This window comes from Ruegeria sp. BJ6, assembly GCF_056537885.1.
In genome coordinates, this window is record NZ_JBQFSG010000009.1 from 1 (window position 1) to 25,995 (window position 25,995).

The 25,995-nt window shown below is 51.9% G+C and carries 21 protein-coding genes and 5 pseudogenes; 21 read left to right on the forward strand and 5 right to left on the reverse strand.

Going from position 1 to position 25,995, the window contains the following annotated elements; translation table 11 throughout:
• The first annotated feature begins 17 nt into the window (after nucleotides 1–17).
• The 12 genes and pseudogenes from ACR0D6_RS16800 to ACR0D6_RS16855 all read left to right on the forward strand — a co-directional run.
• Nucleotides 18–149, forward strand: a complete 132-nt coding sequence (locus ACR0D6_RS16800) for an ankyrin repeat domain-containing protein (protein WP_480766493.1) — start codon at nucleotides 18–20, stop codon at nucleotides 147–149.
• Between the two features lie 12 nt (nucleotides 150–161).
• Nucleotides 162–584 (forward strand): c-type cytochrome, encoded by a 423-nt coding sequence (locus ACR0D6_RS16805; protein WP_480766355.1) that lies wholly within the window; start codon nucleotides 162–164, stop codon nucleotides 582–584.
• Nucleotides 585–1,016: 432 nt separating this feature from the next.
• A complete protein-coding gene (locus ACR0D6_RS16810; protein ID WP_480766356.1) occupies nucleotides 1,017–2,624 on the forward strand; it encodes an adenylate/guanylate cyclase domain-containing protein in 1,608 nt (535 codons plus the stop codon).
• 494 nt (nucleotides 2,625–3,118) lie between these two features.
• The gene (locus ACR0D6_RS16815; protein WP_480766357.1) at nucleotides 3,119–3,478 is read left to right on the forward strand and encodes a hypothetical protein; all 360 of its coding nucleotides are present in this window, start codon (nucleotides 3,119–3,121) and stop codon (nucleotides 3,476–3,478) included.
• A gap of 44 nt (nucleotides 3,479–3,522) precedes the next feature.
• Nucleotides 3,523–3,909, forward strand: a complete 387-nt coding sequence (locus ACR0D6_RS16820; RefSeq protein WP_480766358.1) for a hypothetical protein — start codon at nucleotides 3,523–3,525, stop codon at nucleotides 3,907–3,909.
• Between the two features lie 26 nt (nucleotides 3,910–3,935).
• A complete protein-coding gene (locus tag ACR0D6_RS16825) occupies nucleotides 3,936–4,370 on the forward strand; it encodes a VOC family protein (RefSeq protein WP_480766359.1) in 435 nt (144 codons plus the stop codon).
• Nucleotides 4,371–4,508: 138 nt separating this feature from the next.
• Nucleotides 4,509–5,318 carry a hypothetical protein gene (locus tag ACR0D6_RS16830; RefSeq protein WP_480766360.1) on the forward strand — a complete coding sequence of 270 codons (810 nt, stop codon included), beginning with the start codon at nucleotides 4,509–4,511 and terminating at the stop codon, nucleotides 5,316–5,318.
• A gap of 105 nt (nucleotides 5,319–5,423) precedes the next feature.
• Nucleotides 5,424–5,969, forward strand: a complete 546-nt coding sequence (locus ACR0D6_RS16835) for a hypothetical protein (RefSeq protein ID WP_480766361.1) — start codon at nucleotides 5,424–5,426, stop codon at nucleotides 5,967–5,969.
• A gap of 397 nt (nucleotides 5,970–6,366) precedes the next feature.
• Complete coding sequence (locus tag ACR0D6_RS16840) at nucleotides 6,367–6,585, forward strand: hypothetical protein (protein ID WP_480766362.1); 219 nt, start codon at nucleotides 6,367–6,369, stop codon at nucleotides 6,583–6,585.
• Between the two features lie 88 nt (nucleotides 6,586–6,673).
• The gene (locus ACR0D6_RS16845) at nucleotides 6,674–7,153 is read left to right on the forward strand and encodes a hypothetical protein (RefSeq protein ID WP_480766363.1); all 480 of its coding nucleotides are present in this window, start codon (nucleotides 6,674–6,676) and stop codon (nucleotides 7,151–7,153) included.
• Between the two features lie 492 nt (nucleotides 7,154–7,645).
• Nucleotides 7,646–9,664: an adenylate/guanylate cyclase domain-containing protein gene (locus ACR0D6_RS16850; protein WP_480766364.1), complete on the forward strand. Its 2,019-nt coding sequence runs from the start codon at nucleotides 7,646–7,648 to the stop codon at nucleotides 9,662–9,664.
• A gap of 271 nt (nucleotides 9,665–9,935) precedes the next feature.
• A pseudogene (locus ACR0D6_RS16855) lies at nucleotides 9,936–10,138 on the forward strand (DDE-type integrase/transposase/recombinase); the annotation flags it as partial.
• Between the two features lie 141 nt (nucleotides 10,139–10,279).
• On the opposite strand, the gene ACR0D6_RS16860 reads toward ACR0D6_RS16855, so the two are convergent.
• The 3 genes and pseudogenes from ACR0D6_RS16860 to ACR0D6_RS16870 all read right to left on the reverse strand — a co-directional run.
• Nucleotides 10,280–12,637: an arylsulfatase gene (locus ACR0D6_RS16860; protein ID WP_480766365.1), complete on the reverse strand. Its 2,358-nt coding sequence runs from the start codon at nucleotides 12,635–12,637 to the stop codon at nucleotides 10,280–10,282.
• Nucleotides 12,638–12,753: 116 nt separating this feature from the next.
• A complete protein-coding gene (locus ACR0D6_RS16865; RefSeq protein WP_480766366.1) occupies nucleotides 12,754–13,773 on the reverse strand; it encodes a transporter in 1,020 nt (339 codons plus the stop codon).
• Nucleotides 13,774–13,968: 195 nt separating this feature from the next.
• Nucleotides 13,969–14,109: pseudogene (locus tag ACR0D6_RS16870) on the reverse strand (IS6 family transposase); the annotation flags it as partial.
• A gap of 492 nt (nucleotides 14,110–14,601) precedes the next feature.
• Here ACR0D6_RS16870 and ACR0D6_RS16875 point away from each other — a divergent pair.
• From ACR0D6_RS16875 to ACR0D6_RS16890, 4 genes and pseudogenes are all read left to right on the forward strand, one after another.
• On the forward strand, nucleotides 14,602–16,014 hold the full coding sequence (locus ACR0D6_RS16875) for an NfeD family protein (RefSeq protein WP_480766367.1): 1,413 nt from the start codon (nucleotides 14,602–14,604) through the stop codon (nucleotides 16,012–16,014).
• 2 nt (nucleotides 16,015–16,016) lie between these two features.
• Nucleotides 16,017–16,781 carry a slipin family protein gene (locus ACR0D6_RS16880; RefSeq protein WP_480766368.1) on the forward strand — a complete coding sequence of 255 codons (765 nt, stop codon included), beginning with the start codon at nucleotides 16,017–16,019 and terminating at the stop codon, nucleotides 16,779–16,781.
• Nucleotides 16,782–16,959: 178 nt separating this feature from the next.
• Nucleotides 16,960–17,697, forward strand: coding sequence for a complex I NDUFA9 subunit family protein (locus tag ACR0D6_RS16885; RefSeq protein ID WP_480766369.1), 738 nt, complete (start codon nucleotides 16,960–16,962; stop codon nucleotides 17,695–17,697).
• A gap of 369 nt (nucleotides 17,698–18,066) precedes the next feature.
• Nucleotides 18,067–18,407 (forward strand): annotated as a pseudogene (locus ACR0D6_RS16890) (IS6 family transposase); the annotation flags it as partial.
• 48 nt (nucleotides 18,408–18,455) lie between these two features.
• On the opposite strand, the pseudogene ACR0D6_RS16895 reads toward ACR0D6_RS16890, so the two are convergent.
• Nucleotides 18,456–18,605 (reverse strand): annotated as a pseudogene (locus ACR0D6_RS16895) (IS6 family transposase); the annotation flags it as partial.
• 385 nt (nucleotides 18,606–18,990) lie between these two features.
• Between ACR0D6_RS16895 and ACR0D6_RS16900 the strand changes: the two are divergent.
• A complete protein-coding gene (locus ACR0D6_RS16900) occupies nucleotides 18,991–19,425 on the forward strand; it encodes a hypothetical protein (protein WP_170652850.1) in 435 nt (144 codons plus the stop codon).
• Nucleotides 19,426–19,862: 437 nt separating this feature from the next.
• Here the strand turns inward: ACR0D6_RS16900 and ACR0D6_RS16905 are convergent, their stop codons facing one another.
• Nucleotides 19,863–20,507, reverse strand: coding sequence for an acyl-homoserine-lactone synthase (locus ACR0D6_RS16905; RefSeq protein ID WP_170652852.1), 645 nt, complete (start codon nucleotides 20,505–20,507; stop codon nucleotides 19,863–19,865).
• A 229-nt stretch (nucleotides 20,508–20,736) separates the two neighbouring features.
• Between ACR0D6_RS16905 and ACR0D6_RS16910 the strand changes: the two are divergent.
• From ACR0D6_RS16910 to ACR0D6_RS16925, 4 genes and pseudogenes are all read left to right on the forward strand, one after another.
• Nucleotides 20,737–21,428: pseudogene (locus ACR0D6_RS16910) on the forward strand (IS6 family transposase).
• A 150-nt stretch (nucleotides 21,429–21,578) separates the two neighbouring features.
• Nucleotides 21,579–21,752: a hypothetical protein gene (locus ACR0D6_RS16915; protein ID WP_480766370.1), complete on the forward strand. Its 174-nt coding sequence runs from the start codon at nucleotides 21,579–21,581 to the stop codon at nucleotides 21,750–21,752.
• A gap of 58 nt (nucleotides 21,753–21,810) precedes the next feature.
• Complete coding sequence (locus ACR0D6_RS16920; protein WP_170652856.1) at nucleotides 21,811–22,020, forward strand: hypothetical protein; 210 nt, start codon at nucleotides 21,811–21,813, stop codon at nucleotides 22,018–22,020.
• Between the two features lie 852 nt (nucleotides 22,021–22,872).
• Complete coding sequence (locus ACR0D6_RS16925) at nucleotides 22,873–25,902, forward strand: calcium-binding protein (RefSeq protein ID WP_480766371.1); 3,030 nt, start codon at nucleotides 22,873–22,875, stop codon at nucleotides 25,900–25,902.
• The last annotated feature ends 93 nt before the right edge of the window (nucleotides 25,903–25,995 follow it).

Here is a 25,995-nt window from a genome sequence, read left to right on the forward strand (position 1 = left end):
GGGGTGCCGATCCGACAATTTTTTTCTATCAGGGAAATGATACTTATACGGTTGGAACCGCTCTCCACCATGCGGCCGGGTATGGGCACATCGAAGTGGTAAAAGTACTCATTGAAGCTGGGGCGGATCCAGCTAGCTATGAAGCATAAATCTCAACTCCTTTGCATCAGGCGCTGAGAGCGGGGCACATCGAAATCGCCGAGATGCTCATCGAAGCGGGAGCGCCTCTGCGAGTAGAGAGCCAACCGATTGCCGATAAGTTGCAAGATGCCAATGTTTCAAATGGTGAGTTTCTAGCCAAGGGGTGCGAAGTCTGCCATGGCAAACCTTCGGCGACGGGAGTTGCAGGCGACAATGGGCCCAATTTTTGGGGCGTATTCGAACGACCCACTGCGTCCGATCCCGAGTTTCCTTACTCAAGCTATTTGCGCGAATTAGGTTTGGTGTGGGATGCGGATACACTGAATAGCTATCTCGCTAGCCCATATCAGTTTGTACCCGGGACGACCAAAGTGATGCTCGGAATTGAAAATGAAAAAGATCGCGCGGATCTCATTGCATATCTAGCAACTTTGAAAGATTGAGGGACCAAGCTGAATTCGCTTGGGCGACCAATTTGTCCCGTTTTGCTGGGATATGACAACAAGCACCGAACGTCTGAATTTTTTATTACCCACACCGAAAACTGTGTACCGTGAAGTATAGGTCACAATGGGCTCGAAGCAGTCATTCGAAAGTTCACAATAGGGAGGGACGTCCGCTATGCGGACTTTCCGGACCTTCGCCACAAGCCGAGTTAGGCGGCGTTGTCGATGCAACATTCACGAGACCGGCGGTTTTTTTACGGAACACTAAGCAAGAGCCACAGCATCGACCACTCGTTCCAAGGAAGTCAAAAGTTTAGAGACTATCCTTACCTGCATCGGGTCCTGCCCGGAAAGTTGCTGAATTGGAGTTTGACGCATTATGGAGCAGAATGGAGGTGAGTTAACAAACAGCGCGGTGGGCTTGCAGAGATGTCTGACAAAATAGGACGCAGCACGGACCGGCCCAATCCCGTTGTGCGCGGCGTCGCAAGCATGGCCGTTTCGGTACGTACCAAGCTCTTGGTCGCATTTTTGGGGATCACCTGCCTGTTGGTGGGGCTGACGCTGTTTGGTCTCTATGCATTGCATCATGCCAATGTCCGAACCGAGGCGATGATCCGCGATCAGGAACGCATTGCCTATTTCAACGACATTTATGCGACGATATCCAATCTCAACGCCCATACGCTTTCGGTGTTTATCCCGGACAGGGTCCGAAAGGATCCGCGATATCGTGGGATTTATGACACGCCACAGAGTTCGATTTACAACCTTGCTGGCGCACTGGCGCGTGACATCGCAGTTGGTGTCCGGCGTTTCGGCCAGGCTGGCATGCCCGACGAACAGGCAATCACCGGTCTTCGCGCGCAAGTTAAAATCGTTATGCCGGCGACCTTGGAAGTGAGGCGTTTGGGCAACGAGGGAAAAACACAGGCCGCTGCAGAACATGGCCTCGCGAATATCTTGCCGCCTCTACAGGCGATGCAACGCGATGCCTACACCATCGTCCAGCAAATCGAAGACGAAATGCGGGAGCGGGCAAGAACCACCACGCAGGCCTATCTGATCTCACGCCAGAATATCGTGGTAGCGGCATTCATGGCCATCGGCGTGGCGCTTTTACTCGGGTATTCAATATCTTCCGCACTACTTTGGCCGATCGAAAGCATTCGGCAGGCGCTGGGTCGACTTGCGGCCGGAGGGTTCGACGCGCGGGTCAGCGTCCCCAACCGCGATGAACTGGGCGAACTGGCCGGGCATGTGAACCGGACCAGCGAGAAGCTCGGGATACTCTATGGCGAAGTTGAAGCGCAGAAGACGAAGTTGGCGAATCTGAACGCCGCGCTTGAGGACAAGGTGCAATTCCAGATCGAAGAGATAGAACGCACCAACCGGCTGCGGCGGTTTCTGCCGGCGCAGGTAGCGGAAATGATTGTCAGCGCACCGGACGAGCAGGATGTTCTGCGCACCCAGCGTGCCGAGATCACCGTGCTGTTTGCGGATTTGCGCGGGTTTACCGCCTTTGCCAATGCGGCGACGCCGAATCAGGTGGTAGCGGCGCTGAACACCTTTCACGGCACCTGCGGTCCGCTGGTCGAGGCCTGCGGCGGAACCCTCGAGCGGTTTCTGGGGGATGGCTTGATGGTGCTGCTCGGAGCACCGGTTCCTATGGCGGATGCGGCGCAGCGCGCGGTGGAACTTGCTATCGAAATGCGGGCGAAGGTCGGAGCGTCGATGGCCGAGTTTCAGGCTGGCACCGAGGGCCGCAGCCTCGGGGTCGGCATCGGCGTCGCCACCGGAGCGGCGACGCTGGGCCAGATCGGCTTTGAGGGGCGGATGGATTATTCGGCCATCGGCCCGGCCCCCAATCTCGCCGCACGTCTGTGCGACGTAGCGGGAAAGGACCAGATCCTGATCTCGCACGCAACCGCATGGCAGGTGGACAACGCCATGGAACCAGCGGGGCCTTTCGACCTCAAAGGGATAGGAAAGAATGTTGCCGCCTTTGAGTTGGTCACGCACGCAGAGAGCGTTTGAACGTCTCAAATGGGCTCATAGCAGACATTCGAAAGTTCACAATAAGGAGCTTGAAGTGTTCGTATTACTTTTGGTGTTTTTGATTGACGGTGAGGGATCAGGATACATCCACACCGAAAAATTTGGACCATACGATAGCAAGCAATCATGCGAGAACGCAGCCCAACTAGTTCACAAACCAGTGCTGACTGACGGCAACGTTTTTAGGAGCATGAGAGCCTACTGTGTGCCTTCTGTTATTCAACAATAAGGAGCAGATGGGAGCGATGTACTCATTCTCGGAAGTTCGCGAGCTCATAAAGAGTCTTCCAAACGGGCTTCGGCTCTCGATTGCAGCGTACTCTGGTTTCCTAGTCTATGTGTTCTTGCTCAAAGAGTTGAGCTCGACACTGGATAAAGTACTTGCGGTGATTTTTACCATCCTGTTGTGCTCTGAATTTCGTCGCTTCCTACGGACGCGAACCGAAGAAGATCAACAATAAGGAGGGCAGAGAATGGCAGAGAAATCGCACTCAGACTTGCTATTGGAAAGAGTTTTAAGAGCAGTAGCATTGCTCACTATTGCGGGCATTGTTGGTCAGGCAGGCTTGATCGTCTGGGGTTGTGAAGATGGATGTGTGGGGAAAGGTCCCGTTATCATCTCATGGGCGCTCGCGGCGGTCATGCTCTTTGTTGCTTGTATATATACAGCGAGTTCACTGTGTGCGTGGTTAGAGAGTTCAACGGGCGCGTTCTTCATTCTACATTCCACGCTAATATCTTGGGTGGTAGCAGTAGTTGTTTCTATTTCCACTGTTGCTGCAACGTTAGTTGTTTGGGATTCATTGACGTTATGGACGCTGCAAAATGAGTAGTTCCAAAGTGAATTTGTAGACGACAATAAGGAGGCGACGTTCTAATGAACCCCAAGGACGCAATCGACATTGCATATAAGAATGCTGAGTTTGCCGCCAAAAGCCTTCAAGTATTTGCTGTGGCGAGCGCAGCAATCGGTGGCTGGATTGTTGCAACCGACTATGTTCGGGCGACTGAGGCGCTTAGTTGGGCAAGAGTTACTTGGGTCGCATTGTATTTGTGTATCGCCATCTATTCTTGGGCTGTAAACAACTTAGCTCTCGAAAGAGCAAACGCCTGCCTATTGCTTGCTAGAGATTTGGCGGACGAAGATCTCGCGAAGAACGATAGCTTTCTTAATGCGACAAAAAGGACATCCAACTTTGGAGGCTATTTTGGGATTCCTGTCATTGTATTGGTTGTTTCAGGAATGATCCTTTTTTCACCGTAACAGTTCACTCAGGGGAGCGCCGCAGGATGAAGTTTGTACATGTCTGCATTGTAGCCCGCGATGCAGATAGGCTCTCTGATTTTTATCAAACAGTTTTTGGTTTCGAAATTCGTCGACCACGGCAGCAAAAGACTGGTGCGGATGTGGCTCGCGGGATCGGTATGAATGAGACAGAATTTCATTCAATTTGGCTATCGTTGCCGGAAGCGGATGCTCCCTTTCTAGAACTGATTGAGTTCAAGGAATCCAGGGAACGTTCAATTCCAAAGGTCAATGAGCCGGGTTTAGGACACTTGTCTTTTTCGGTCGATGACATCCAAGCAGTGCAGCTCGCGGTGATCGAAGCTGGTGGGATGAGGCTTGGAGAAATCACGAACCTTGGAACCTCAGAGATGCCGTTCTTAGCGGTCTATGTTCGAGATCCCGAAGGCAATATTGTAGAGATCGAACAGTCACAATAAGGAGGGCCGTCCGCTATGCGGTCTAATTGGTCGTTGCTATGAGTCTGCGGGCAGCACGCGAAAATCAAACTTGCTACGTGCACCACAACCACAGATAGTTCCTTCAATGCCCGAGATACTCGAGAGGTGTCGACTATAATGAATTTGAAGCACGAAAAACTGGTACTTTTGTTTCTTCTGTTCGTAGTTTTTCTGCGCGCAACGAATTCGAATGCTGAAGAACAAGCAGAGAAAAATAGCACTTTTCACGCAGGAGGTGGAGAATGGATCGTACAAGACAATCATTGGGCTGAGTATAATGGTTTCTGGCGAGTCAATTCGGTGGCTACCTTGGTGCGCCAGCCAAAAGGACAACTTCTGTTTGCGGATGTGATTGGACCGATTTGCGATCGAATTCTTGATACGTTGCCGAATGCGCCTAAAGGTGTTGATCAGAATAACATCTACCGGGTGGAGTTGAATTCGCGTAGCTTCGTGTCTGGCGTTTACGGTAACCTGTTGTTTCCTCACCATATTCCAATTCAAGTTCGGCAAGGAAAATGCCAATTAAGGATAGACGGTGTCTATACGTACACCTATCCGGGTGGTCTGGAAGGTTGGGAGCAGACGAAGGTGCTATTTGACGAAAATAGCACAGACGTACGAGCGGTAGCCTTGCATTTTCGCAAGATAGACCCTGAACAAGATGGCAAACTTCCATTCAATGATGCTTGCAACGCTTTTTTTTCTGATCCTCCCCCAGCACTTGAAATGCTGAGAGAGCATCTTGGGTTGCCAGAGGACTTGGACGAGCAACCCATCCGTGTGGTGGAGTTTAACGACTATACCTACGATGTCTCGAATAGTACTCCGGACTATGCAACCTATACCTTCCACCAAGACCAATTTCAGTTGTTTAAGATTTCGAACGGTCAATGCACACCTTTGCCTGAGAGTGTTTCCAAATAGTAAAAGACCTTTTGCTACCTTGCATATACTGCGGAAACGTTGGAGGCATCGAGTTTGAAGTTTTATTGTAAGTCCATTCTCTTGTGTTTGCGCAACGGTTTTGTATTGGCAATTGCCCATTTACTGTTGTTGCAACCGTCAATTGCAATTTCCGACGTTGCTACTGAGCGGAGCTTCGGACAAGCAGTGAATGGGTTTGAGAAATTCTGTTTTCGATCAGTTATGTCTGGAGGAATTAGTGAGACAGGGCTGCGGCCTGTTGAGCAAAGCCGGAGCCCAGATGGTGCCAAGAAAAAGCGCGAATGGTGGTTATCCAATCAACTGACCTTGCGCGCGATTGAAAATAACATTGGTCAAATAGGATGTGCAGTGCGACCATATCCTTATGGCGAACGCCCCCAGCCTAACACGATAAAACAAATTCGTGATAATTTTGAACTCTGGGTCACCCAACAAACAGGCATTTTCAGCTTGGACTTCGTGCAGCCGTGTCACCGTAAAGGACCGCCTACGATTGTGGCGGAAACTCGAGAAAAAAACGCTAACGGACAATTTGTTAGGGTTCTATTTACCGAATTTCGCGAGTTCGATGATTTTATGTTGATTGCTGCTGAATCGGGCTCAGAGAGACAGTTCTGTGAGGGTAGTTGAGGGCAATTTCGAGGAGGCTGGTGCGATGCTGACGCGGGGAGAGGTCAAGAGATACAAGCCGCGGCGCAGTGAGGGCTGGGCTCTTTGCGACGAGATCACCGATGGTCACTGCACGTGTCGACTGAACTCTACTGGACCTTGTTCGGCTTTGCTGACCCCGTTGCGACACTGCTATTACCGGGGGATTGGTGATGTGGCGGGATATGAGCGTGACCGGATGCGTCGGGACGCGCGGTATTAACAAAAAGGAGCTGATCATGTTGCCGTACCTAATAACTGCCACATCAGTATTTTTCTTATTGGTTGCGGCGTTCCAGATTGGGCGCGCTTGGGGGCTTCGCGAGGCTAACCGCAGATTTCGTTCGATCATTTCTGTAGATCACAAATAGGAGCGTACATGCCTAAGACGTTCTACTATGCCTTGATGATTTCTGGCATGCTACTTGTTGCCTTTTTCGGTCTGATGACCTTCGCTGCTATCAGCGACGCTCAATTCAGATGCCCTGGAATTCAGTGTTCTGATGCCAAAACATCCGCAATATTCGGTGGATCGCTGGTAGCCGTCGGTCTTCTGATGAGCGCTGCTGGGATTCGTGGCATTCGGCGCAATCAATAGGGAGGGACGTCCCCTATGCGGACGAAAGCTGCCATTGAATTCATGCTGATTTCTGCGACGTTCAAGCAATCAACCAAGGTAAGCCTAAATGATCCTTCCCAGAAAGTTCTACTTATTGGCCATATTTAGCCTGTTTGCCGCCTCTGTCGCCAATGCCGCCACCCAACAGGACCTCGGGGGCTTCATGCTGGGAGGCTCGTTCGAAGCGGCGCAACAGCACGCGCTCGAACAGGAATGGAAGCTCGTGCCTCTTTCGGACTACTTGCCGGGACAGTGGGTTGTTGAGGAGGCGAACCTATCCCTGTTTGTTTGCAACGGAATAGTCGCTTCAGTCTCAGAACAGTTGGAAGGCGATCTAGAGGAGTTTACATCAGTCGTTTTTACGATGCAGCTTGAATTCGGCAAACCCGACATTCAGATCCTAAGCTTACCTTCCGGCATAGGAACCATATCAACGATAGATGCGCGTTTCGACACAGATAATGGTGGAGCCATGGTTCAGCTTCAAAGTATTGGCGGAAAACGAACCTTTTCGGTAAGTCACCGGATCGAAATTGAATGCAACTGAAGGCCAGAGGTTCCCCCCGTGGAAAGGGGATAATGGGCTCGAAAAGATCAAAATCGGCACTTTGATCGTCTGCTTGTGAGTTGTTCGGTACTCAATCTCGCAACTGCAGCGATTGACAGCTTTGTCGCCCCTCTCGGCAGGTGTTTTTGCGCTCACAACGTGAATTTGGCGCCTGCAGCGAATGTCCGCTTGGTGGCCCGCTCGCCAAACAGGCGCTAAAGCCGCGAAGGTAAATGGTCGAAACCTTGCACCAGCTTCATGTGTGTTTTCTTGTTTCGGTGTGGGCAATTAACTAAAGCCGAATACTTGCTCCGGTAATCGCTTCACAAGCAGATCTTTTTGTTGAATTTAACAGTTGCGTGAGTTTTCAGCATTAAAGCGAAGTAAGCTTTGCTCTTCGAACTGTCTCAACTCAATACTAAAGCACATGTCGCTACTTGCGGAGTTTTAGTGCGAATTAGCGTAGGCATCGCTGTTTCAATACTGGTTGCTATGTCCATCGGCGTGTCGACGGTTATAGTTCACTCCCTGTGGTGGAAAACAGCGCGCGACAATAGCCGCATGCTCGCAGCCGAGATCAACAGTCAAATTGCAAACACCGTTCGTATCGAGGTGGGCGTAACGCTCAGGTCGGCCGAAGCCGCCTGGGCAGCCGTACGCACGATATTTGTCCAGAACGTTATCGCGACGCGACAAGCCGACAAGAGAGAGTTCGTGTTTTTATCACAATTGCAGGCGCAACCGAATATTTCATGGATTTTCTTCGGTTGGCCCGATGGAAACTTTTTCGCGTCACATCGTTTAGGTGACAGCGGGCTTGAGATGATTGAAATCGACAAGGATATTCGTGACAGGATGTTGCGGAAGGACCGCTATATCTTCATTCCCGGAGACATCCAGTTCGAAGAGCGAACCTTTACCGAAACATCTTACGATCCACGCGAACATGCGTGGTTTGAAAACTTTATGGGCCTTGAGTCCACGGGATGGATTGAAGCGCGCGACCTCCCGGAGAGTAACAAAATTGTCTACACATTTGCTGGTGCGATAGACGTCAACCGAAAGCGGCAAGGCGTTCTGGCAGTGGCGATCGAAACGGATCGACTTTCGCGCTTTCTGGCGACTCTTACGCCCGGCGAATTCGGCGCAGCGTTTGTTCTGGATGCCGATGGTAAAGTGATCGCGATACCCGATGCGGAAGCAGATGAGGTCACACCCGCACGCATGGGTGAGGGTAAGCTTTATGAGGTCGCCAAGATCGCCGGTGAAAAGCTGTTGGGTGACCCCACAGCGAACGCCTCCGGTTCGTTGTCTAAGCGTGTTGTCATCGAAGGTGTGCCCTACGCGGTTGCTCTGACGCCATTGGGGTTCTACGGCTGGCGCGTTGCCACTGTCATCCCCGAAGCTGCCTTTCTTTCGGATATCGACAAGACGCTGATAAACCTGATCTATATTCTGATCGGTGTGGTTGTTGTTGCCGCCGGATTGGCTATCTGGTTGGTTCGCACAGTCGTCGCAAATCCGTTGGCATTTATCGCCGAAGACCTGAGCAAAATAGAACGCTTTGACGTCGAACGCATTTCGCGCAGGCCCTCCAAACTCTCTGAGCTTGAAAACCTCTCTGCTGCGACCGCAAGTATGGCTGCAGGTCTATCAGCATTCCGCAAGTATGTACCTACCGATTTGGTGCGCATGCTGGTTGCCGAGGGCATCAAGTCTCAGCCAGGCGGAGACATAAAGCAGATTTCCGTGCTATTTTGCGATGTCACGGGTTTCACAGGTCTGTCTGAAAAACTTGGCCCCAAAATCGTCCAAATGATGGAGCCTTTCTTCAACGCGTCCTCTGCGGCCATCGCTCGTAATGGGGGAACTATCGACAAATTCATGGGCGATGCTGTGATGGCCTTCTGGGGCGCGCCGCGCAAGGATACCAACCACGCCGAAAACGCCTGTCGTGCGGCACTGGACCTTGTCACCGCTGTAGAGGAGGCCGGAATTGAAGACGACTCTGGCAACCCCCTGCGCGTCAGGATCGGGATAAATAGTGGCGAAGCTCTGGTCGGCAACATCGGGTCAGAGCAGCGTTTGAATTACACTGCAATTGGCGATGTGGTGAACGTTGCCAGCCGATTAGAGGGAGCCAACAAGGATTACGACACATTGATCCTGATTGGTCCAGAAACCCGACGCCAAGCGGCTAATAAGATCTTGGTGCGCGAACTAGACACGTTAACAGTATTTGGGCGCACAAAGGAGTTGGTGGTCTACGAACTGATCGCGATGGCGGATGGGATTGACGGATCGCTTGCGTGGATTGAACCCTACGAACAAGGCCTTGCACATTATCGAGCAGGGCAGTTTGAAAAAGCTGTTGCTGCTTTTAAGGCCGCTGATCAAGAACGAAACGGAGATCCCACCTCGGTGGTCATGATGTCCCGCGCCCAAGTTTTGTTGGAGAATCCGCCACCGGAAGATTGGAACGCAGTTACGAACACCAATAAGAAGCGGTAGTTTGTGGCGCCCGCAGACGCTTATTGTCTGTTGAAGATTGGAACAGAGAGAGATTTTGCAGCGACAAACAATTGCAAGGTATGCTTTGCTGCTCAATGCTGCCGCTCGATGTGCTGGATGCTGCAACCGCAGTGAACGACAGCTGTGTGGCCAAATTGTTGGTTCGACTGGCCCCAAATTTTGCATTTGCAGCGAATGGTGCATCTAGGTAAGCGGAACTGCGGCGCAAAGGACAGCGTCAAGTGTCTCTTATGGGCCCCTCCCGATTAAGATGGTCAGGCAGAAACGTCTGAACAACATCGTTGAACAGGACCATTGTTTCATCAAAAGACGAACTCGCCCATGCTCGGCTTCAAGTCCTTTGCATCTGCATCTGCAACTCTTGCAGGGATCAAAGTGTCGCACATGATCCGTAAAGGTCAGTTCACGCCTGGAATCTGTCCGTTTCGTCAATTCTCGGAGTTGGCAATCTGAACCTGAAGTGATCGCATATCTATTTGACCAACCTAAAACTTTGCATCGGAAGCAACCGATCTAAGGTCGCACTGAGCGGTTCGTTTTTTAAATGGAAAAGAGTGTGCAGGACACACACTCTGCGCTCCTGCACGTTTGCTCCTACTGGAGGGTCACCAGAACACGTTCGATCTTGCCGCTGAAGGCAAACGGGGCCTGGTCGTGGTATTTCGGGGTGACAACCGAACCCAGATCAACACCAATATCCATCGTTTCCGTAGTGGAGAAGCCAAATGGAACGGTCATTTCGATCCTGCCTCTGGCGATTTCCTCACCATTCACCGAAAGCGCCACCGGCCCGCCCGCGACCGGATTGTCCTTGAGCGATCCTTGTTGCTCATAAGTCAACACAAGTTCATGAGTGCCTTCGGGCAACGGCTCAGTGCCTTCCAGACGATAGCGCGCGCGATCAAAGAAGTTGTACTCATAAACCGGAACACCATTGTCCAGATACAGGGTGTATCCGGCCGTCGATCCACCGGTGGCAACGATCACGCCCGTAGCACCGCCCTCGGGCACCGTGATCTCTGCGGTGATCTGATACGAGCGGCCGATGATTGGCGGGGAAATCCCGTCCGGCAGGCGTGTTGTTCCGGCTTTGTATTCAAACTCAGTTCTGCCCTTGATGGGTGAAGGGCGATCTGGATCTCCGGTACGCTCGATAAAACGGTCGTCCAGTGGGAACACGTTGTTCTTTTCCGCTTCTTCGTTGAAGAGCGCAATCAACTCTTCAAGCTTCTCGGGCTGCTCTGCCGACAGATCGCGGGTCTGGCTGAAATCTTCATCAATGTTGTAGAGGGTCCAATCCTTGTCATCAAAGCCTATGGAACCCGAGAGAATCCATGGGGCACCATGGAACGACGCCGCAACCCAGCCGTCGTGATAGATGGCGCGATGGCCACCGGTTTCAAAGTACTGGGTTTTCCGGGTACCCGGAGCGTCGGCATCATCAAAACTGTAGACCATGCTGGTTCCCGCCATCGGGACCTGCTGGCTGCCGTTGACGATGCTGGGTTCCTTGATGCCCGTGATCTCCAGAATGGTCGGAGCGACATCAATAACATGGTGGAACTGATGCCGTACCTCGCCTTTTGTCTCGATACCTGTGGGCCAGGAAATAACAGTGCCATTGCGCGTGCCGCCGAAATGGGAAGGAACCCGCTTCATCCATTGAAATGGCGCGGCCCCCGCCCAGGCCCAGCCAACGGGATAATGGTTGTCGTGCAATGGGCCACCGATCTCATCCAGAACGGGAAGCTGGGCTTCAACCGTGTCCGGGATGCCATTCAGGGTCATCGTGTTATTGATCGTTCCTGTGATCGTCCCTTCGGCACTCGGACCGTTGTCCCCGGCGATCAGAATAATCAAGGTGTTTTCCGCGTTTGGCAGGGCTTGGATTGTGTCCAGTAACCGACCGATCTCGTGGTCGGTCTGGGCGACAAAGCCGGCAAACACCTCTTGGTGACGGGAATAAACCTGCCGGGCTGCATCATCCAGACTTTCCCAGGCCTCAATTTCGTCGGGGCGGGACGTGAGTTCAGTGTTTTCGGGAATGATGCCGAGGGATTTCTGGCGCTCCAGAGTTTCTTTCCGAACGCTGTCCCAGCCCTGATCGAACTGGCCCGCAAACTTGTCCGCCCATTCCGGCCCAACATGCAGCGGCGCATGGACGGCACCGGGCGCGAAATACATGAAATAGGGTTTGTCCGGCGCGATGGATTGTTGCTGGTTGACCCATTTGATGGCGTCGTCAACCAGATCGACGGTCAGGTGGTATCCTTCTTCTGGCCGCTTGGGCGGCTCAACAGGAACGGTGTTGCGGAACAAGCGCGGTTCCCACTGACTGGTTTCGCCACCATGAAAACCGTACCAGTAATCGAAACCGAGGCCGTTTGGCCAACGCTCGAACGGACCAATCGGCGTTGTCTCCCAGTTGGGTGTATTGTGCCATTTGCCGAATGCCGAAGTGGAATACCCGTTCGCCTTCAGAATTTCGGCAATGCTCGCGGTTTCCCGTGGCCATACCGTATTGTAGCCGGGATATCCGGAGGCCAGTTCGGTGATGGAACCGAATCCAACCTGATGGTGATTGTGCCCGGTTAGCAAGGCTGCGCGCGTAGGTGAGCACACGGCTGTCGTGTGCATTCTGGTGAATTTGAGACCGTCTTCAGCCAAAGCGTCCATCGAGGGTGTCGGCACGGGTCCTCCAAAAGTTCCGGGCTGACCAAAGCCGAGATCGTCAATCAGGATCAGAACAACATTGGGCGCCCCTTCAGGGGCTGTGACAGGTTCAGGATAGGCTTGCTCAGAGCCTTCGAACGTCCTTTCGATTTTCCCCTGAAAAGGTGCCTGTGGGATCGGCAATACCGATCCATCCAACGGCGGATTGGCGTCCTGTGCGCTGACGGTTCCACAAATCGCTGTGGATGCCAGCGCAAAGGCAATTACTCTGACGATCATGCTTTTTCTCCTAGAAAACTATTGATTTGCAGGGACATCAGAAACCCTGCCCGGTCAGGGTGCGGGGCCACTGCGTTTTGTAAGACTGATCCGAGCTGGCTCAATCGGGCCAACACCTAAAACAGGTAAAGCAACTGAAGTCGGAACAGCCGCCCGTCCGCTCCATCCGAATTCCCGGACACCACTTCGCCGTAAGTTGCCTTAATTGATGCGGATTCGCTGAGATTCAGGTTTCCTGTGACGCCCAGGGCAAGGGATCTTTGTTTGTTGTTACCGTCGACACCGTCGGTTTGCGTTTCCCCGCCATAAGTATAGAGCGCATCCAGCGAGCCCCAGAAAACCTGACCGAAGTTGCGCGCAACATGCGCCTCAACCGTGTAGAGAGGGTCCTGTTTAAGAACGCCTCCACTCCCGACTGCATCGTCATTCTCACCAAAGATTGTAACTTTTGGCTGTATCTCGAAAGACATAAGGGAAGGATCGAGGAAGGACGTTCCAACAAAATATGAAACAGGCATACCAAGTTCCAACGCCCACCGATTTCCACCGAGATTCAAATTTTGATTACTGTCATAGGAACCGGTGGGAAGTGTCAGCCGCACCAAAGCGTTGACGGAAAGGCCCGGATCAAACGCGAAATAGTCCTCGCGGTTCAGGCTGGGGGCGTTGTAGGCGCCGTAAACAAAGCCCAGCACGATGTCTCCAAGCCCTGAGTCCGATCCGGTGATCGAAGTTCCAGCCAGATCCAGTGAACCCGATAGCTCTCCGTAAGGCAGAATTGCGAGCAACCCGGCTTGATGACCGCCAATGTCAAAGGTCTGCGTGAACTGCGTCAATCCAAGGTTCGTGTCGATCTCCGCGCCGCGAATAACAGTGCCTTGGCTGGCAGTAAAATTCCCCCTCGTGCCGATGTAGTACTGTGACAGCACTCTCGTGTTTTCAGGCAGAAGTTGATAGGCGCGTGGCCCATCCCCCACCTGCGCTGTAGCGACAGATGCCGCCAGCATTCCAAGAGAGCTTACAAAAGCGATAAAACCGGGGGCTTTTGACGCGGCTACGGTGCCTAACAACTTGCGCACCATTTCCAGTCTAAAAACACGCAACACCGGTTCGGCCACAGCAATTCGGCAGTTCAATCTATTTTTCCTTCAGCTTTGTTGCGGCGCACCCCGAAGTGCTTCGGGCATCGCTGCGCATTCATCATCCCATTGGATTGTGTCCGTTTGCGTCTATGTCATTTTCGCGAAAGAGAAATGTTCAGATGGACAATTTGCGAAAGGTTCTGTTGCAAAGTTATAGGTCACTCAAATAGATCTGCGATCACTTCAGGTTCAGATTGCTAATTCGGAGAATTGACGAAACGGGCAGATTCCGGGCGACAATCGGCCCTTGCGGATCATGTGCGCGACCTCAATCCCGTCGAGCGTTGCCACCGCTGAAGCGAAGGCTTAGAACCCCAGCATTGGCCGCACGATACCCTTCTCAACGTGGCGGTAGGACAAAGGGCTCTGCTGCCGACTACAGCCTCAAATCGGTATGAGATCAGGAAAGGGGGGACAGTTGGTCACGCGGAAGGAGTTTACTGCCGCTTCGTCACCAAGTGGAAACAGCGGTCACCAATGCCAAAACCGATTTCACCTCAGTAGCCCAACCAATCAAAAAAGGGGCGCGGCACCTCAAAAGCTCTTGTCAGATACATCCGTGAGGTTCTACGGCTAACCATCTCAATCGGGATCGGGCAACCAAACCCCTGCAGCGTTTGTTGATGGCTTTGATGCCAACTGTGTTCGCCCCGCTTTTTCGATGACATTCTTTGGCTGTCTCGAAGCCGAGCTTCCCTTTGGGTTTCCAACTTGGATTTGGGCAGAACACGTTAGTTCACGTTCCAAAGACGGATGCCGGATTTTGGCCTGTGATTTGAGACAACGGCGGATCGTGCTACCTAATGGTAGGGGAAAGCACACATGGAGATTGTGAAGCACTACCTAAACCTCCTCTGTCTCATCATCCTGTGTTTCCTGTCAGCAGACCGGTTGAACGGCCAGGTTGACGCGACAGACACAACTAATAACCGCGTGCTGCACACGGTGATTGAAGGGCCGATTGGTCCGGCAACCGTGCACCACATCGCGCGTGTGCTCGAGCACTCGGCGAACCAGCCCACATCCGTAGTCGTGTTGCAGTTAAACACGCCTGGAGGGTTGGCGGATGCAACCCGCGAAATCATCTCGGAAATACTGATGTCACCGGTTCCGGTGATTACCTATGTTGCCCCGCCCGGTGCCCACGCCGCCAGCGCGGGCACCTTTATTCTGTATGCCAGCCACATCGCTGCGATGGCGCCGGGAACAAATTTGGGTGCGGCCACGCCGGTTGCGATTGGTGGGTTGCCCGGGCAACCGCTCGGCGGGGCCGAGGACAAGGACACTGACGGGGACGCCGCCGATGACCCGCTGGCACCAAGAGATGCGATGACCGCCAAGGCCACCAATGACGCGGCAGCCCTGATCCGCAGCCTGGCAGAAATGCACAACCGCAACGCGGACTGGGCCGAACGCGCGGTACGGCAGGCCGAAAGCTTGTCGGCGGCGCAGGCGCTGGAGCTCAACGTCGTCGATCTGATGGCCCCGGACCTGACAACGCTGTTGCGTGACGTGGACGGGCGCAGCGTGAAGATGGGCGACACCCGACAAACACTGGAAGTGTCCGGCCTGCCGGTTGAACGGATCGAGATGGGGACGGTTACTCGCATTCTCAGCATACTGTCCAATCCGAATGTGGCGTTGGTGCTGATGATGCTGGGTGTTTATGGTCTGATTTTCGAATTCTGGAACCCCGGTGCGATTGTGCCTGGCGTGGTCGGTGCGATCTGCCTGACACTGGGTCTCTATGCGCTCAACCAGTTGCCGCTCGATTATGCCGGGCTGGCGCTGATAGGGCTGGGTATTGCTTTCATGGTGGCCGAGGCCTTTTCGCCCAGCTTCGGGGTGCTGGGACTGGGCGGGATTGTCGCCTTTTCTCTGGGCGCTGCGATGTTGGTGGACACGGATGTCGAAGCCTTCCGCGTTTCATGGTGGTTGATCGGGGTCATGGCGTTGGTCAGCGTATCGGTTTTGGTCGTGCTTCTGGGATACACTGTCCATACCTACCGGCGGGCGCCGGTGTCGGGGGCGAACCTGATGCTGGGGGCGCAGGCTCGCGTGCTGGATTGGTCAGGTAGCGCCGGGTTCGTCTGGATCGAGGGTGAACGATGGCAAGCCAGGGGAATGACCGGCCTTCAGCCCGGGCAAGATGTGCGCGTTCTGGGCATTGATGGACTTACCCTACGCGTTGGGCTCGCGACTGGTAAGAAATCAGAGGTTGGCAGAGGAGTTTGACCATGGAAGTTTTCCAGTTCGAATGGATCGCCTATCTCATCGCTTTGGTGCTGCTGATCCTGTTCCTGCAGGCAGCGATTTACATTTTTCGGGAATATGAGCGTGGGGTTTTGTTTACGCTGGGGCGGTTCACACGGGTTTCGGGGCCGGGGTTTGTTCTGATTATTCCGGTGGTGCAACAGCTTGTACGCACTGACCTGCGCATGTTTGTCGAAGATGTGCCCAGCCAGGACGTGATTAGCCGCGACAATGTCTCGGTCAAGGTCAATGCGGTGATCTATTTCCGCATCGTGGATCCACAGCGGGCCATCATCAACGTGGCCGATTTCCGCGCCGCCGTCAGCCAATTGGCGCAGACCACGTTGCGGTCGGTTCTGGGCAAACACGAACTGGACGAGATGCTGGCCGAACGCGACAAGCTCAACGCCGATATTCAGGAGATTCTGGACCGACAGACCGACGCCTGGGGCATAAAGGTGGCGAATGTCGAGATCAAGCACGTGGATATCAACGAAAGCATGGTCCGCGCCATTGCCAAACAGGCCGAAGCAGAACGCCTGCGCCGGGCGCGGGTCATCAATGCGCAGGGTGAGTTTCAGGCGGCGTCGAAACTGGTGGAAGCTGGCAAGCTTTTGGCGACTCAGCCGAACTCGATGCAGCTGCGCTATTTCAACGCCCTCAATGACATTGCCACCGACGGTACAACGACGGTTGTGTTCCCGCTGCCCATTGATCTGCTTCCAAAGGCGTTAAAGAAAGACGAATGAGGCGCATGTGTCTACAGCGAAAACCGGAGAAACGGCGATTGTCCTCGGGGGAACCGGGTTCCTCGGGCGCCGGGTGGTTCAGCAGTTGCAGGGCAGGGGGTTCGCCGTCGGCGTCGCAACTCGATATCCAGACTAGGTCGCCCGGTTTGGCAATGATCCAGACGGTGCGGTCCGTGTGGTGCATTGTGATTTGAAATGCCCCGATACGGTGCAATGCGCGTTGCAGGGCGCTACTGTGGTCGTCAACTGCATTGGCCTCTATGTTGAAACCCGGAAGGACACCTTTCGGGATGTGCATGTAGCCGGAGCCCGAACGGTAGCCGAAACGGCGAGGTCAGTTGGTGCCCGCTGTCTGGTGCATATCTCGGGGATCGGAGCTGATCGAGTCTCTCCATCTGCCTATGTTCGCGCCCGTGCGGAAGGCGAAGATGAGGTCTGCCGCGCCTTTCCGGAGGCCACGATATTGCGACCCAGCGCCATGTTCAGCCGCAGCGGCGTATTTTTCGGGGAGCTCGACGCGATTGTTCGGAGCATGCCTGTTCTTCCGTTATTCGGTGACGGCAGCGTTCGGTTGCAGCCGGTTCATGTGGGCGATGTGGCCAAGGCGGTGGCCTCCGCTTCGGAAATTTCCAGGCCGCGTGGACGCGTCTATCAGCTGGGCGGGCCGGATGTGTTTACTTACAGGGAAATCCTGCGCCGTTTGGCACGGCGCAGTGGCAAAAGGAAGTTTCTGTTGCCTGTGCCCTATCGATTCTGGTGGTTTCTTGCTTCAGCGATGGCGGTCTTGCCCAGGCCGCCCGTCACACGCGCTCAGGTCGCGCTAATGCAGAGGGACAACGTGGTCGGTGACAATTTCGCAAATTTTTCAGATATTGGGATCAATCCGAGATCCGCAATTGCCTTGGGTCTCGTCTGATCGAATCGCAGCGCTGGCTCTGTTTGCAGTACGAGGCGGAACCCCGTATGACGTGTCAGTGTTCCTAGGCATCCGAGAGAATGGTGGTTTCCTTTGGGTGCGGTTCCGGTCGTCTGCTGAAAAGCATGATCAGGCGGTCCGGCACAGCGAAAGGACAGTGTGAGGTTCTGTCGCAAAATTTGGTGTGGCCAAAATCGACCTTTTCGTGGGACACACTTACTCTGCGATCTCAGCGAACAACCGAAAGCCGGAGACCGTCGTATGGAGGAATTGCCGTTTTCGGAGGCTCTGTTGCAAACTTTTGACAGCTAACGGTCTCTTGGTTGGCGGGAGAATGACTTCCGGTCTGAACCAGTTGAAAGCCCATCCATGATTTCCTTCAAAGGCGCACAATATCCGAAGGATGTGATCCTATTCGCTATATTCTTTTATGTTCGGTACGGCGTGTCTTACCGAGATCTTGAAGAGATCATGCGCGAACGCGGCGTTTCGGTTGACCACGCTACGCTGAACCGATGGGTGGCACGGTATTCCGGTGCAATCGCAGAAGTCGCGCGGCGTCGAAAAGCGCCGGGTGATCGTTCTTGGAGGATGGATGAAACCAATATCAAAGTGAGAGGTGCGTGGGTTACCTTTATCGAGCCGTCGACAAACATGGAAAGACCCTTGATTTCATGCTTTCACGGCGTCGAAACAAGCCAGCAGAGGTTCTGTCGCAAATTCCATTGAGAATTGAGTGTATGAAGCCGGCGAGGCAGTTATCCTGCCAATTGGGCGAACTGCTGAAACGGCGAGATTCCAGGCGTGAATTGGCCTTTGCGGATCATGTTAACCAATTCGATGCCAGCGTGAGCGGACTCCACTGAATCAAAAGACTTAAAACCCAATGTCGGCCTGACCCACCTTCTCTGGTTGATTTTTTCGGCCAAATCGCCGCAGCGGATACGTTGCCGCATTAGCGTCAAATTGCGACCTAAATATTGACATCTCATCTCGCAAGTAGAACGTGTGTTTGTTCTGTGCGCAGTACGCTTTTTGGGGTGCTGCTCATTTGGACATCGCTTCGTGATGCACACAAAAATTCGGAGAATACATTGAAAAAATTGTAATTTTTCTTGTCTCTGCGGCGACCTTGTTGGCTACTCCTAGCTTTGCGGCTTCAAACTTTCTCCCCGAAGCAGTGAGTAGTTTCGAAACCATCTCACATAGTGGTGGGTGCCGGAAAGACAGCCCGCGCGGCAAGTGCTGCCATGCTGGGTCGAAACCTTATCATTGTCACTGACACGACCACAGTTGTTCATCGACAACTACAAACCAAAGCCGGGACATCAGTCGTATTTCTATCTGATGCCCTGGCAATCAAAAAATGAGGGACTAATGAAAAAACTCGGCATAGCAATGTGCGGGCTTGCGCTTGTTTCGGCTTGTGCTCAGCAACCAGCGTCAATTACGCCAGTTTCCATGGGCGATACATACGATGGTGTTTCCTGCACGAGAGCATCTGAACTCTACAAGCAAGAAGCAGCCAAAGTTCCAACTCTTGTTGCTGCCCAAAAGAAAGCTGTTACAGGCGATGCCTTGGGAGTATTTTTGGTGGGCGTTCCTGTCTCGAGCTTATCAGGCGGCGATCTGGAAGGCGAAATCGCGGCGACCAAGGGTAAACTGATTGCTCTAGCAGGGCGCTTGGATGCATGCGGAACTTCCCCCGCGCAAGTCGCTTGGGGCTAGAAAATACTTCCGAACACGAAAACGAAGTAGTGCCGTTAGAAATGGCGGCACACTCTATGGTACTTCTGTTGCTTCAGAGTTCGGCCTTTTGCATCCACTCTCGGTCCACCGTAAGGCGGTCGTCAACGCACCCGTAGGTACTCGCTCCGGTGGCCTCAATGGTTGTACCCTAGCACCCGGTCAATGGTCTCCTGAGGTGCCCCTGCAAGGCGCAGTTTGGCGCTTGCTCTGTTCCGCAGGCCATAGCTCGCTAAGTTAGGCGTGTTGGTTGACGGTATACGCGCGCCCTTACCTCAATCGTGCTCAAAAATGTTGGCAACGCCCTCGACAGACCCGGGGGCTCGGAAACCGTCATGTCGCAGCGGATCGGCTAAATGGAAGCGGCGCTGTCACCACCGCGGCTTGAACTCTAACGATCTTGTTAGTGGTGTTTTCGGTTAGGCTGAATTCCGGATTCTCGGCGCGTTAACGTTTGGTCTGGAGAAGGCCGCATTGAACCAGATTCGAGACAGATCCCGGGATATTCCTACTCTTTGCGCCACACGATCACAATCGGCAGGAGAATATGGCCATAGTCCAACGGAAATTTGGTCGCGGCCAGCACCCTCACTATCCAAAATCTCCGGTGACGAGCCGATGAGACGGTAGATTCTCACCATCCGTGCGTCGAAGACGCCTGCAATATGGGTCAACCCAAAACCCTTCATGACCTCGCCTCCGCTGAGCATAATCGCGCCAGCCACACGAGGAGAGGCGTTTCTTGAGAGACAGAAGCGAGTGACCTCCCATATCAGTGGGCTGCGAATTGGCGTGCCGCCCGTCAGGTGTCCAAAAACTTCATTGACCATGACCGGTCCAGTGGTCGGCAGCATTCGCATTGAACCGCCGTGGCGACCATCCTCTTCTTCCCAAATCACATAGAGTGGATTCAGATTGTCGTATTTGTCTCGCTCGTGACCGTCATCGTTCACATCGACATCCCACCCAAGGCGGGTTTTAAACTGATCCGCACGATCACGGAACATTTCATCAGCCAACCCTGGGAATTTGTACAACTCATCCGCGTAGATGTAGCGAAGCATTACATGCACCCTCTGTTTTCTTTTCAGAAGCAACAGATGCAGGATTATGGTTAACACTGTGTCATCAAGTGAGTTGGGCGCTAGTGATTTGTTAATAAATGTAAAAACTGCTTAGTGAGTGCCAGGATGAAGGCGGGTTACTTATGGGGATTTGTCGCAACTTTTGCTCCATTTATTCGCGGTTAGATGGTTATGTTAAAGGCGCCACGTATTTCGAATGAGGTTGAGTGTGGCGATTTCCTTCAAGGGCGCAAACTTTCCAAAAGAAGTGATCTTGCATGCGCTTTACCTTTACCTAAGCTACTCAGTTTCGTAGGGAGATCTGGAAGAAGTTCTGGCGGAGCGGGGCGTGGTTATCGACCATGAGGCCTTGAACCGTTGGACCGCCAAGTATGCGCCACTGATCGCCGAAAATGCACGCCGCCGGGAACGCATCTGTGTCCGCTCCTGGCGGATGGACGAAACGTATTTGCGCTTCAAGGGGGCGTGGACCTATCTCTATCGAGCCGTTTACAAGCACGGGAAGACGCTAAATTTCATACTGTCCAGCCGACGAAACAAAGCCGCGGAAAGCAATATTTTCGCCCGAGCACTCAACGTGAACGGGCTCGCCCGCAAAAATGTTATCAACAAGAATAGCGCGAACACAGCCGGCATCATGGCCATCTACAAAATGCTGAATGGTTTGATTGTTCGATACCGATTGAAATGCTCAGGCGGGACTTCAGGATTAACATCTTTTAACTGGATCACCGAATTCATCAAACGGCGTACCCGTCCATGCCGGGGTTTAAGTCTTTCATATCTGCATCCGCAATTTCGGACGGTATTGAAGTCGCACAGATGATCCTAAAAGGTCAATTCGAAGGCGGTGTTTGCCCTTTCATGCTGTCCGAGTGGTTTGCCAATAGAGAACCTTAAAGTTCAAGCAGCTTCCAAATCCCAGAGGATTTTTACGGCAGGACCCAGCCAATTTTTGCAACAAAGCCAACACATCCCTGTTAACGATCTGTTAAGCAAAATGTCTCAATTATGACTAAATTGGAAAGCTGCGCTATGGGTGGGGAGCACATGGACGACAACTTCTTAGAACGCGCCAATCAGGTCAAATTGAGGTTAGAGGCAGAAGGCATGCACCAAACGGCAATTGCAATTGAGTATGTCATTCAAGACTACAAAAACTCGCTTAACGCGAAAGAAGGACAACTTCATACTACAATATCCCAAATTCAAAGGTATAGTTAACCGCACGTTAACCTTCTCGACTTGAATATGCGCAAGCAGATTTCTCAAGGAGGTCTTTATGTGCAGTAGTCACTGGTTTGTGGATGCTTTTGTGGAACTAGCTGAAGAGGCCCGCAAAAAAGACATTCCCAGCGTTTTGTTAGGTCTTGGCGTTGCCTTAGATGAATTCTGTGAAGAAGCGGCACTGACAAATGAGCAGCGTGAGCAAATCTCAAACCTGGCTAACTCGGAACGACAGCGCAGCAGTGAGAAATATTGCAGCGAATGAAAACAGACGCCCTCTGAAAAGGGCACGGGTTGTTCGGTTTACACTGCTTCTGGTTGGTGTTTCTCACATTGCTGCGCTTCTATTCGGTGTTATTGGCAGTTGGTGACTCTAATTTGAGGTTATGAAGTGCATTGTGCGGCCAATGATCAAGAATTGGCGGAATTTTCCAAATGATGTACCATAGAACCGCAATTTGTCTGTTATGATCTTCCTGGGATGAAGCCAAATCGACCTTTCAGACTGCGAGTAGCAGGTTCGCGAGCTGTATGTCCCCTTTTCGGTAAGAACTTTTCGTCCAGCACGACACCTTTCTGTTAAAAATACGCGCCAAAACCAATACTTGCGATCTGAGATTTTGCGACAATTTCACCCCGAGGCCCCCATTGCCTAGGCAGTATTGTCTTTCCGGAAATTTGCGAGCGATCAACGGTCCGAATTTGATGAAGTAACGCCAAACAGTCTGACAGGGCACATCGATCCCACGTTGAAGAAGCATCTCCCCATCTTCCCGGAAGCCGAGATTGAACCATCAATGGAGCCACGCCACATGCGCAATGATGTCGGGCGGAAAGCGATTCTATCGAGAAATCTACGTTCAAATCAAAATAAGAGCAACCAAACGAAGGCTACCGTGACAACACGCATCTGGCCAATAAATTTGACGGACCTGGAACCCAACTGCCAAGCCGAAGCGAAAACCAGATCGCCCCAGGCAATTGCCGAATTATTCAAATACTATTAAGAGAAAGAAATTTATTGTCTAAAAATTGAATTGCGCATGCAACCTCACTTAATCTCTCGTTAACAAAAAATTTGATAGTAACATTTGTGGTTATTGATTGGGGTATCTCGATGCATAAAGTTAGAACCGTCATGAATTCAAAAGGTGACTTTAGTGAGGTAATCACAAAGAACCACTTTGGCTCAAATATGCTATTCCAGTCGGACAGGCTAGATCACGACTCCGATTTTCGCGAAGTATTTGAAAAATCAGGAGCCAATTTTATTCGGTACCCAGGTGGAACGGTTTCCGAGGAGTATTTTGATTTATCCAATCCAAACTCAAACGGTCAAAAAAATGTTTTAGACGAGTTGTTTGGATACAAAACAGTAAGGGAGCGCGAAGTAACTCCACTCTCAGATTTTCTTGAATACTCGAAAGAAATCGGAGGAACACCAGTAATCGTACTCCCCACATATCGGTATTTTAACGGTAAAAATGGAAAAATTGGAAACGGTGCTGAAGAGGAAGTTCGAGGGTTTATCCGGGCACTTTTGTCCGGAGAACACGGTCCTGCGGATCAGGTTGTACTTGAGATAGGTAACGAATGGTACCAACCCAGATTTGACTGGAATGTTGGCCAGTTTGGGCGCTTGCAAGCCGAATTGGCATCGTTGATTGACTCCGAAGCTCGTCTTTTAGGAATGCGGAATGATGTCTCGATTTTGGTTCAATCCGGAAGAACCGAGGAAAACAATAAAGTTTTGACCTCGTTCTTTGACGAGGGCAACAAGTCCACGGTGGATGGCGTTATAACACATGCTTACGGAACTAATTCTTCAGGGGACCCACTTGGGATAGGTGGCGGAATTGGCAGGAGATTGGAGCAAATCGATGACATGTGGTCTTCCGCACTTGGCAAGGAAATCGAGCTCGCGGTTACAGAATGGAACGTAGGTGAAAGCGGTGAAAGCACTACAGCGATCAACGGGACGATGCGATTGGCACCGCTCATGCGTATGTTCTCCGAGATGATCTCCAACGGTGTTGATCTAGCGTCGATTTGGTCCACTCAAACAAGGGGTCCGGCTGGTTTAACCACTACTCACAACGGTGACGACAACTTTACTCCGACAGGTTACCTATTTTCGTTGCTGTCCGATAGATTGGAAGGAAAGCGGCTGGTCAATCCAGACGAAGAGCCTTGGCTGAAAAATTCTTCAGGCGAAAAGGTTGGATATAACTACGTATTCCAGGAAAAAAATGAATCTACTGTAATTTTCGTTTCTGGCGTTAATGAAGAAATATCGCTAAGCGCGGATATTTCACAGTATGCTTCTGGAGATGCATATGTCTTTGCCAGCAAAATCATTGGCGCACCTGGCCAAATATGCACTAAATACTGGTCTGACGCTTCAATTTCCTATGAAACAAATTTGGACTTGAGTTCGGGCGGCTCCGACTTTCGTTTTAATTATACACTAGACCCGTACGAGTTTGTAGCTGTTCATATTGTCAAGGGCAAAGGCGTCACTATCGACGCCGACAACCAAAACGCAATTTCTGACAAATTGGTCGGAACAGGTTATTCAGATAACCTCAATGGAAATCTCGGTGACGATATTATCCTTGGCGGCTTCGGGCACGACATCTTGGAAGGAGGGTCGGGTGTTGATTATTTAGATGGTGGTTACGGACATGATAAAATCAATGGCGGAGAGGGTAATGATGAATTGGTCGGCGGCAAGGGTAATGACAATCTTGCAGGTGGAATTGGGGATGACATACTGAGACCTGGAAATGGTGGCGGAAAAGCTGATGGCGGTGATGGTATCGATACTATGTCCTTTAAAGACGCCGGAGTTGGAGTAATCATTCACTCCCCAGATGGGAAGGCTGAAGTTGGTTCACTTTCTTTAAGGTTTTCTGGAATTGAAATCGTGCACGGGAGTAGTTGGTCTGACAAATTTTTTGGTGGAAGTGGGGGAGATACTTTTTTTGCAGCAGAGGGCAATGATCGCCTTTTTGGAGGAGCCGGAAATGACTTTCTAAAAGGGGGTCTTGGGCAAGACTATCTCGAAGGTGGCGACGGAGCTGATATTCTTGTCAGTGGCAGTGGAAACGATACACTGATTGGCGGAAATGGAGACGATCTCTTACGGGTCGGAAATGGGGGAGGAAGAGTTGATGGAGGTGAAGGTACTGATACATTGTCATTTATGGATGCCGGAGTTGGAGTAACCATTCATTCCCCGGATGGAATGGCTGAAGTTGGTTCGTTTTCTTTAGGATTTTCTGGAATTGAAATCGTGCATGGGAGTAGTTTGTCTGACAAATTTTTTGGTGGAAACGGTGGAGATGTATTTTTTGCAGAAGAAGGCAATGATTATCTTTTTGGGGGAACCGGAGATGACTTTCTAGAGGGCGGCCTTGGGCAAGATTATCTCGAAGGTGGTGACGGTGCCGATACCCTTGTCGGCGGCAGTGGCAACGATACATTGATCGGTGGGCAAGGAGACGATCTCTTACGGGTCGGGAATGGGGGTGGAAGAGTTGAAGGGGGGGAAGGTACCGATACTTTGTCCTTTGAAGATGCCAGTGATGGCGTTTCAATTTGGACAAATAGTGGCGTCGTTGAAGTTGGCCTCAAGAACCTAGAATTTGAGGGCGTCGAAATCGTCCGTGGAAGCGATTATTCGGACACCTTTGAGATTAGTTCTGAGGGTGGAGATTATTTGGGGCAAGATGGAGATGATTTCTTTTTCATACAAGGTGGCGAGGATTGGGTGGCAGATGGTGGAGGCGGCAACGACAGCTTTTTGGTATCGAATGGGAATGGGCAAGTATTTGGAGGCAGCGGAAATGACTTCTTCTATCTCCACGGAGGAAGTTCCAAGATAGATGGCGGTAGCGGGAATGACACATTCGTATTGGTTTGCGACGAGACCGACGTCATCGTATTTCGGGAAGGTGGAGAACAAGACAATATCTCAGGATTCACGTCCGGCAGCGATATAATTGAATTGCACGGTATGAGTAGGGACAAGCTTTCTATAATACAAGAAGAACAGGGAACACTGCTAGACTTCGGAAACGACGATTCGATATATTTGTCTGGTGTACATGATTTTGACGCCAATAGTGATCTGGTCTTCCTTTAACGTCACATGCTACTGCTGTAGACTATAAGAAAAGGCATTCCCTACTTGTTTGAGCGTATGTTTTGATTTGTTTAGAGTCAGGACTTATAGCCA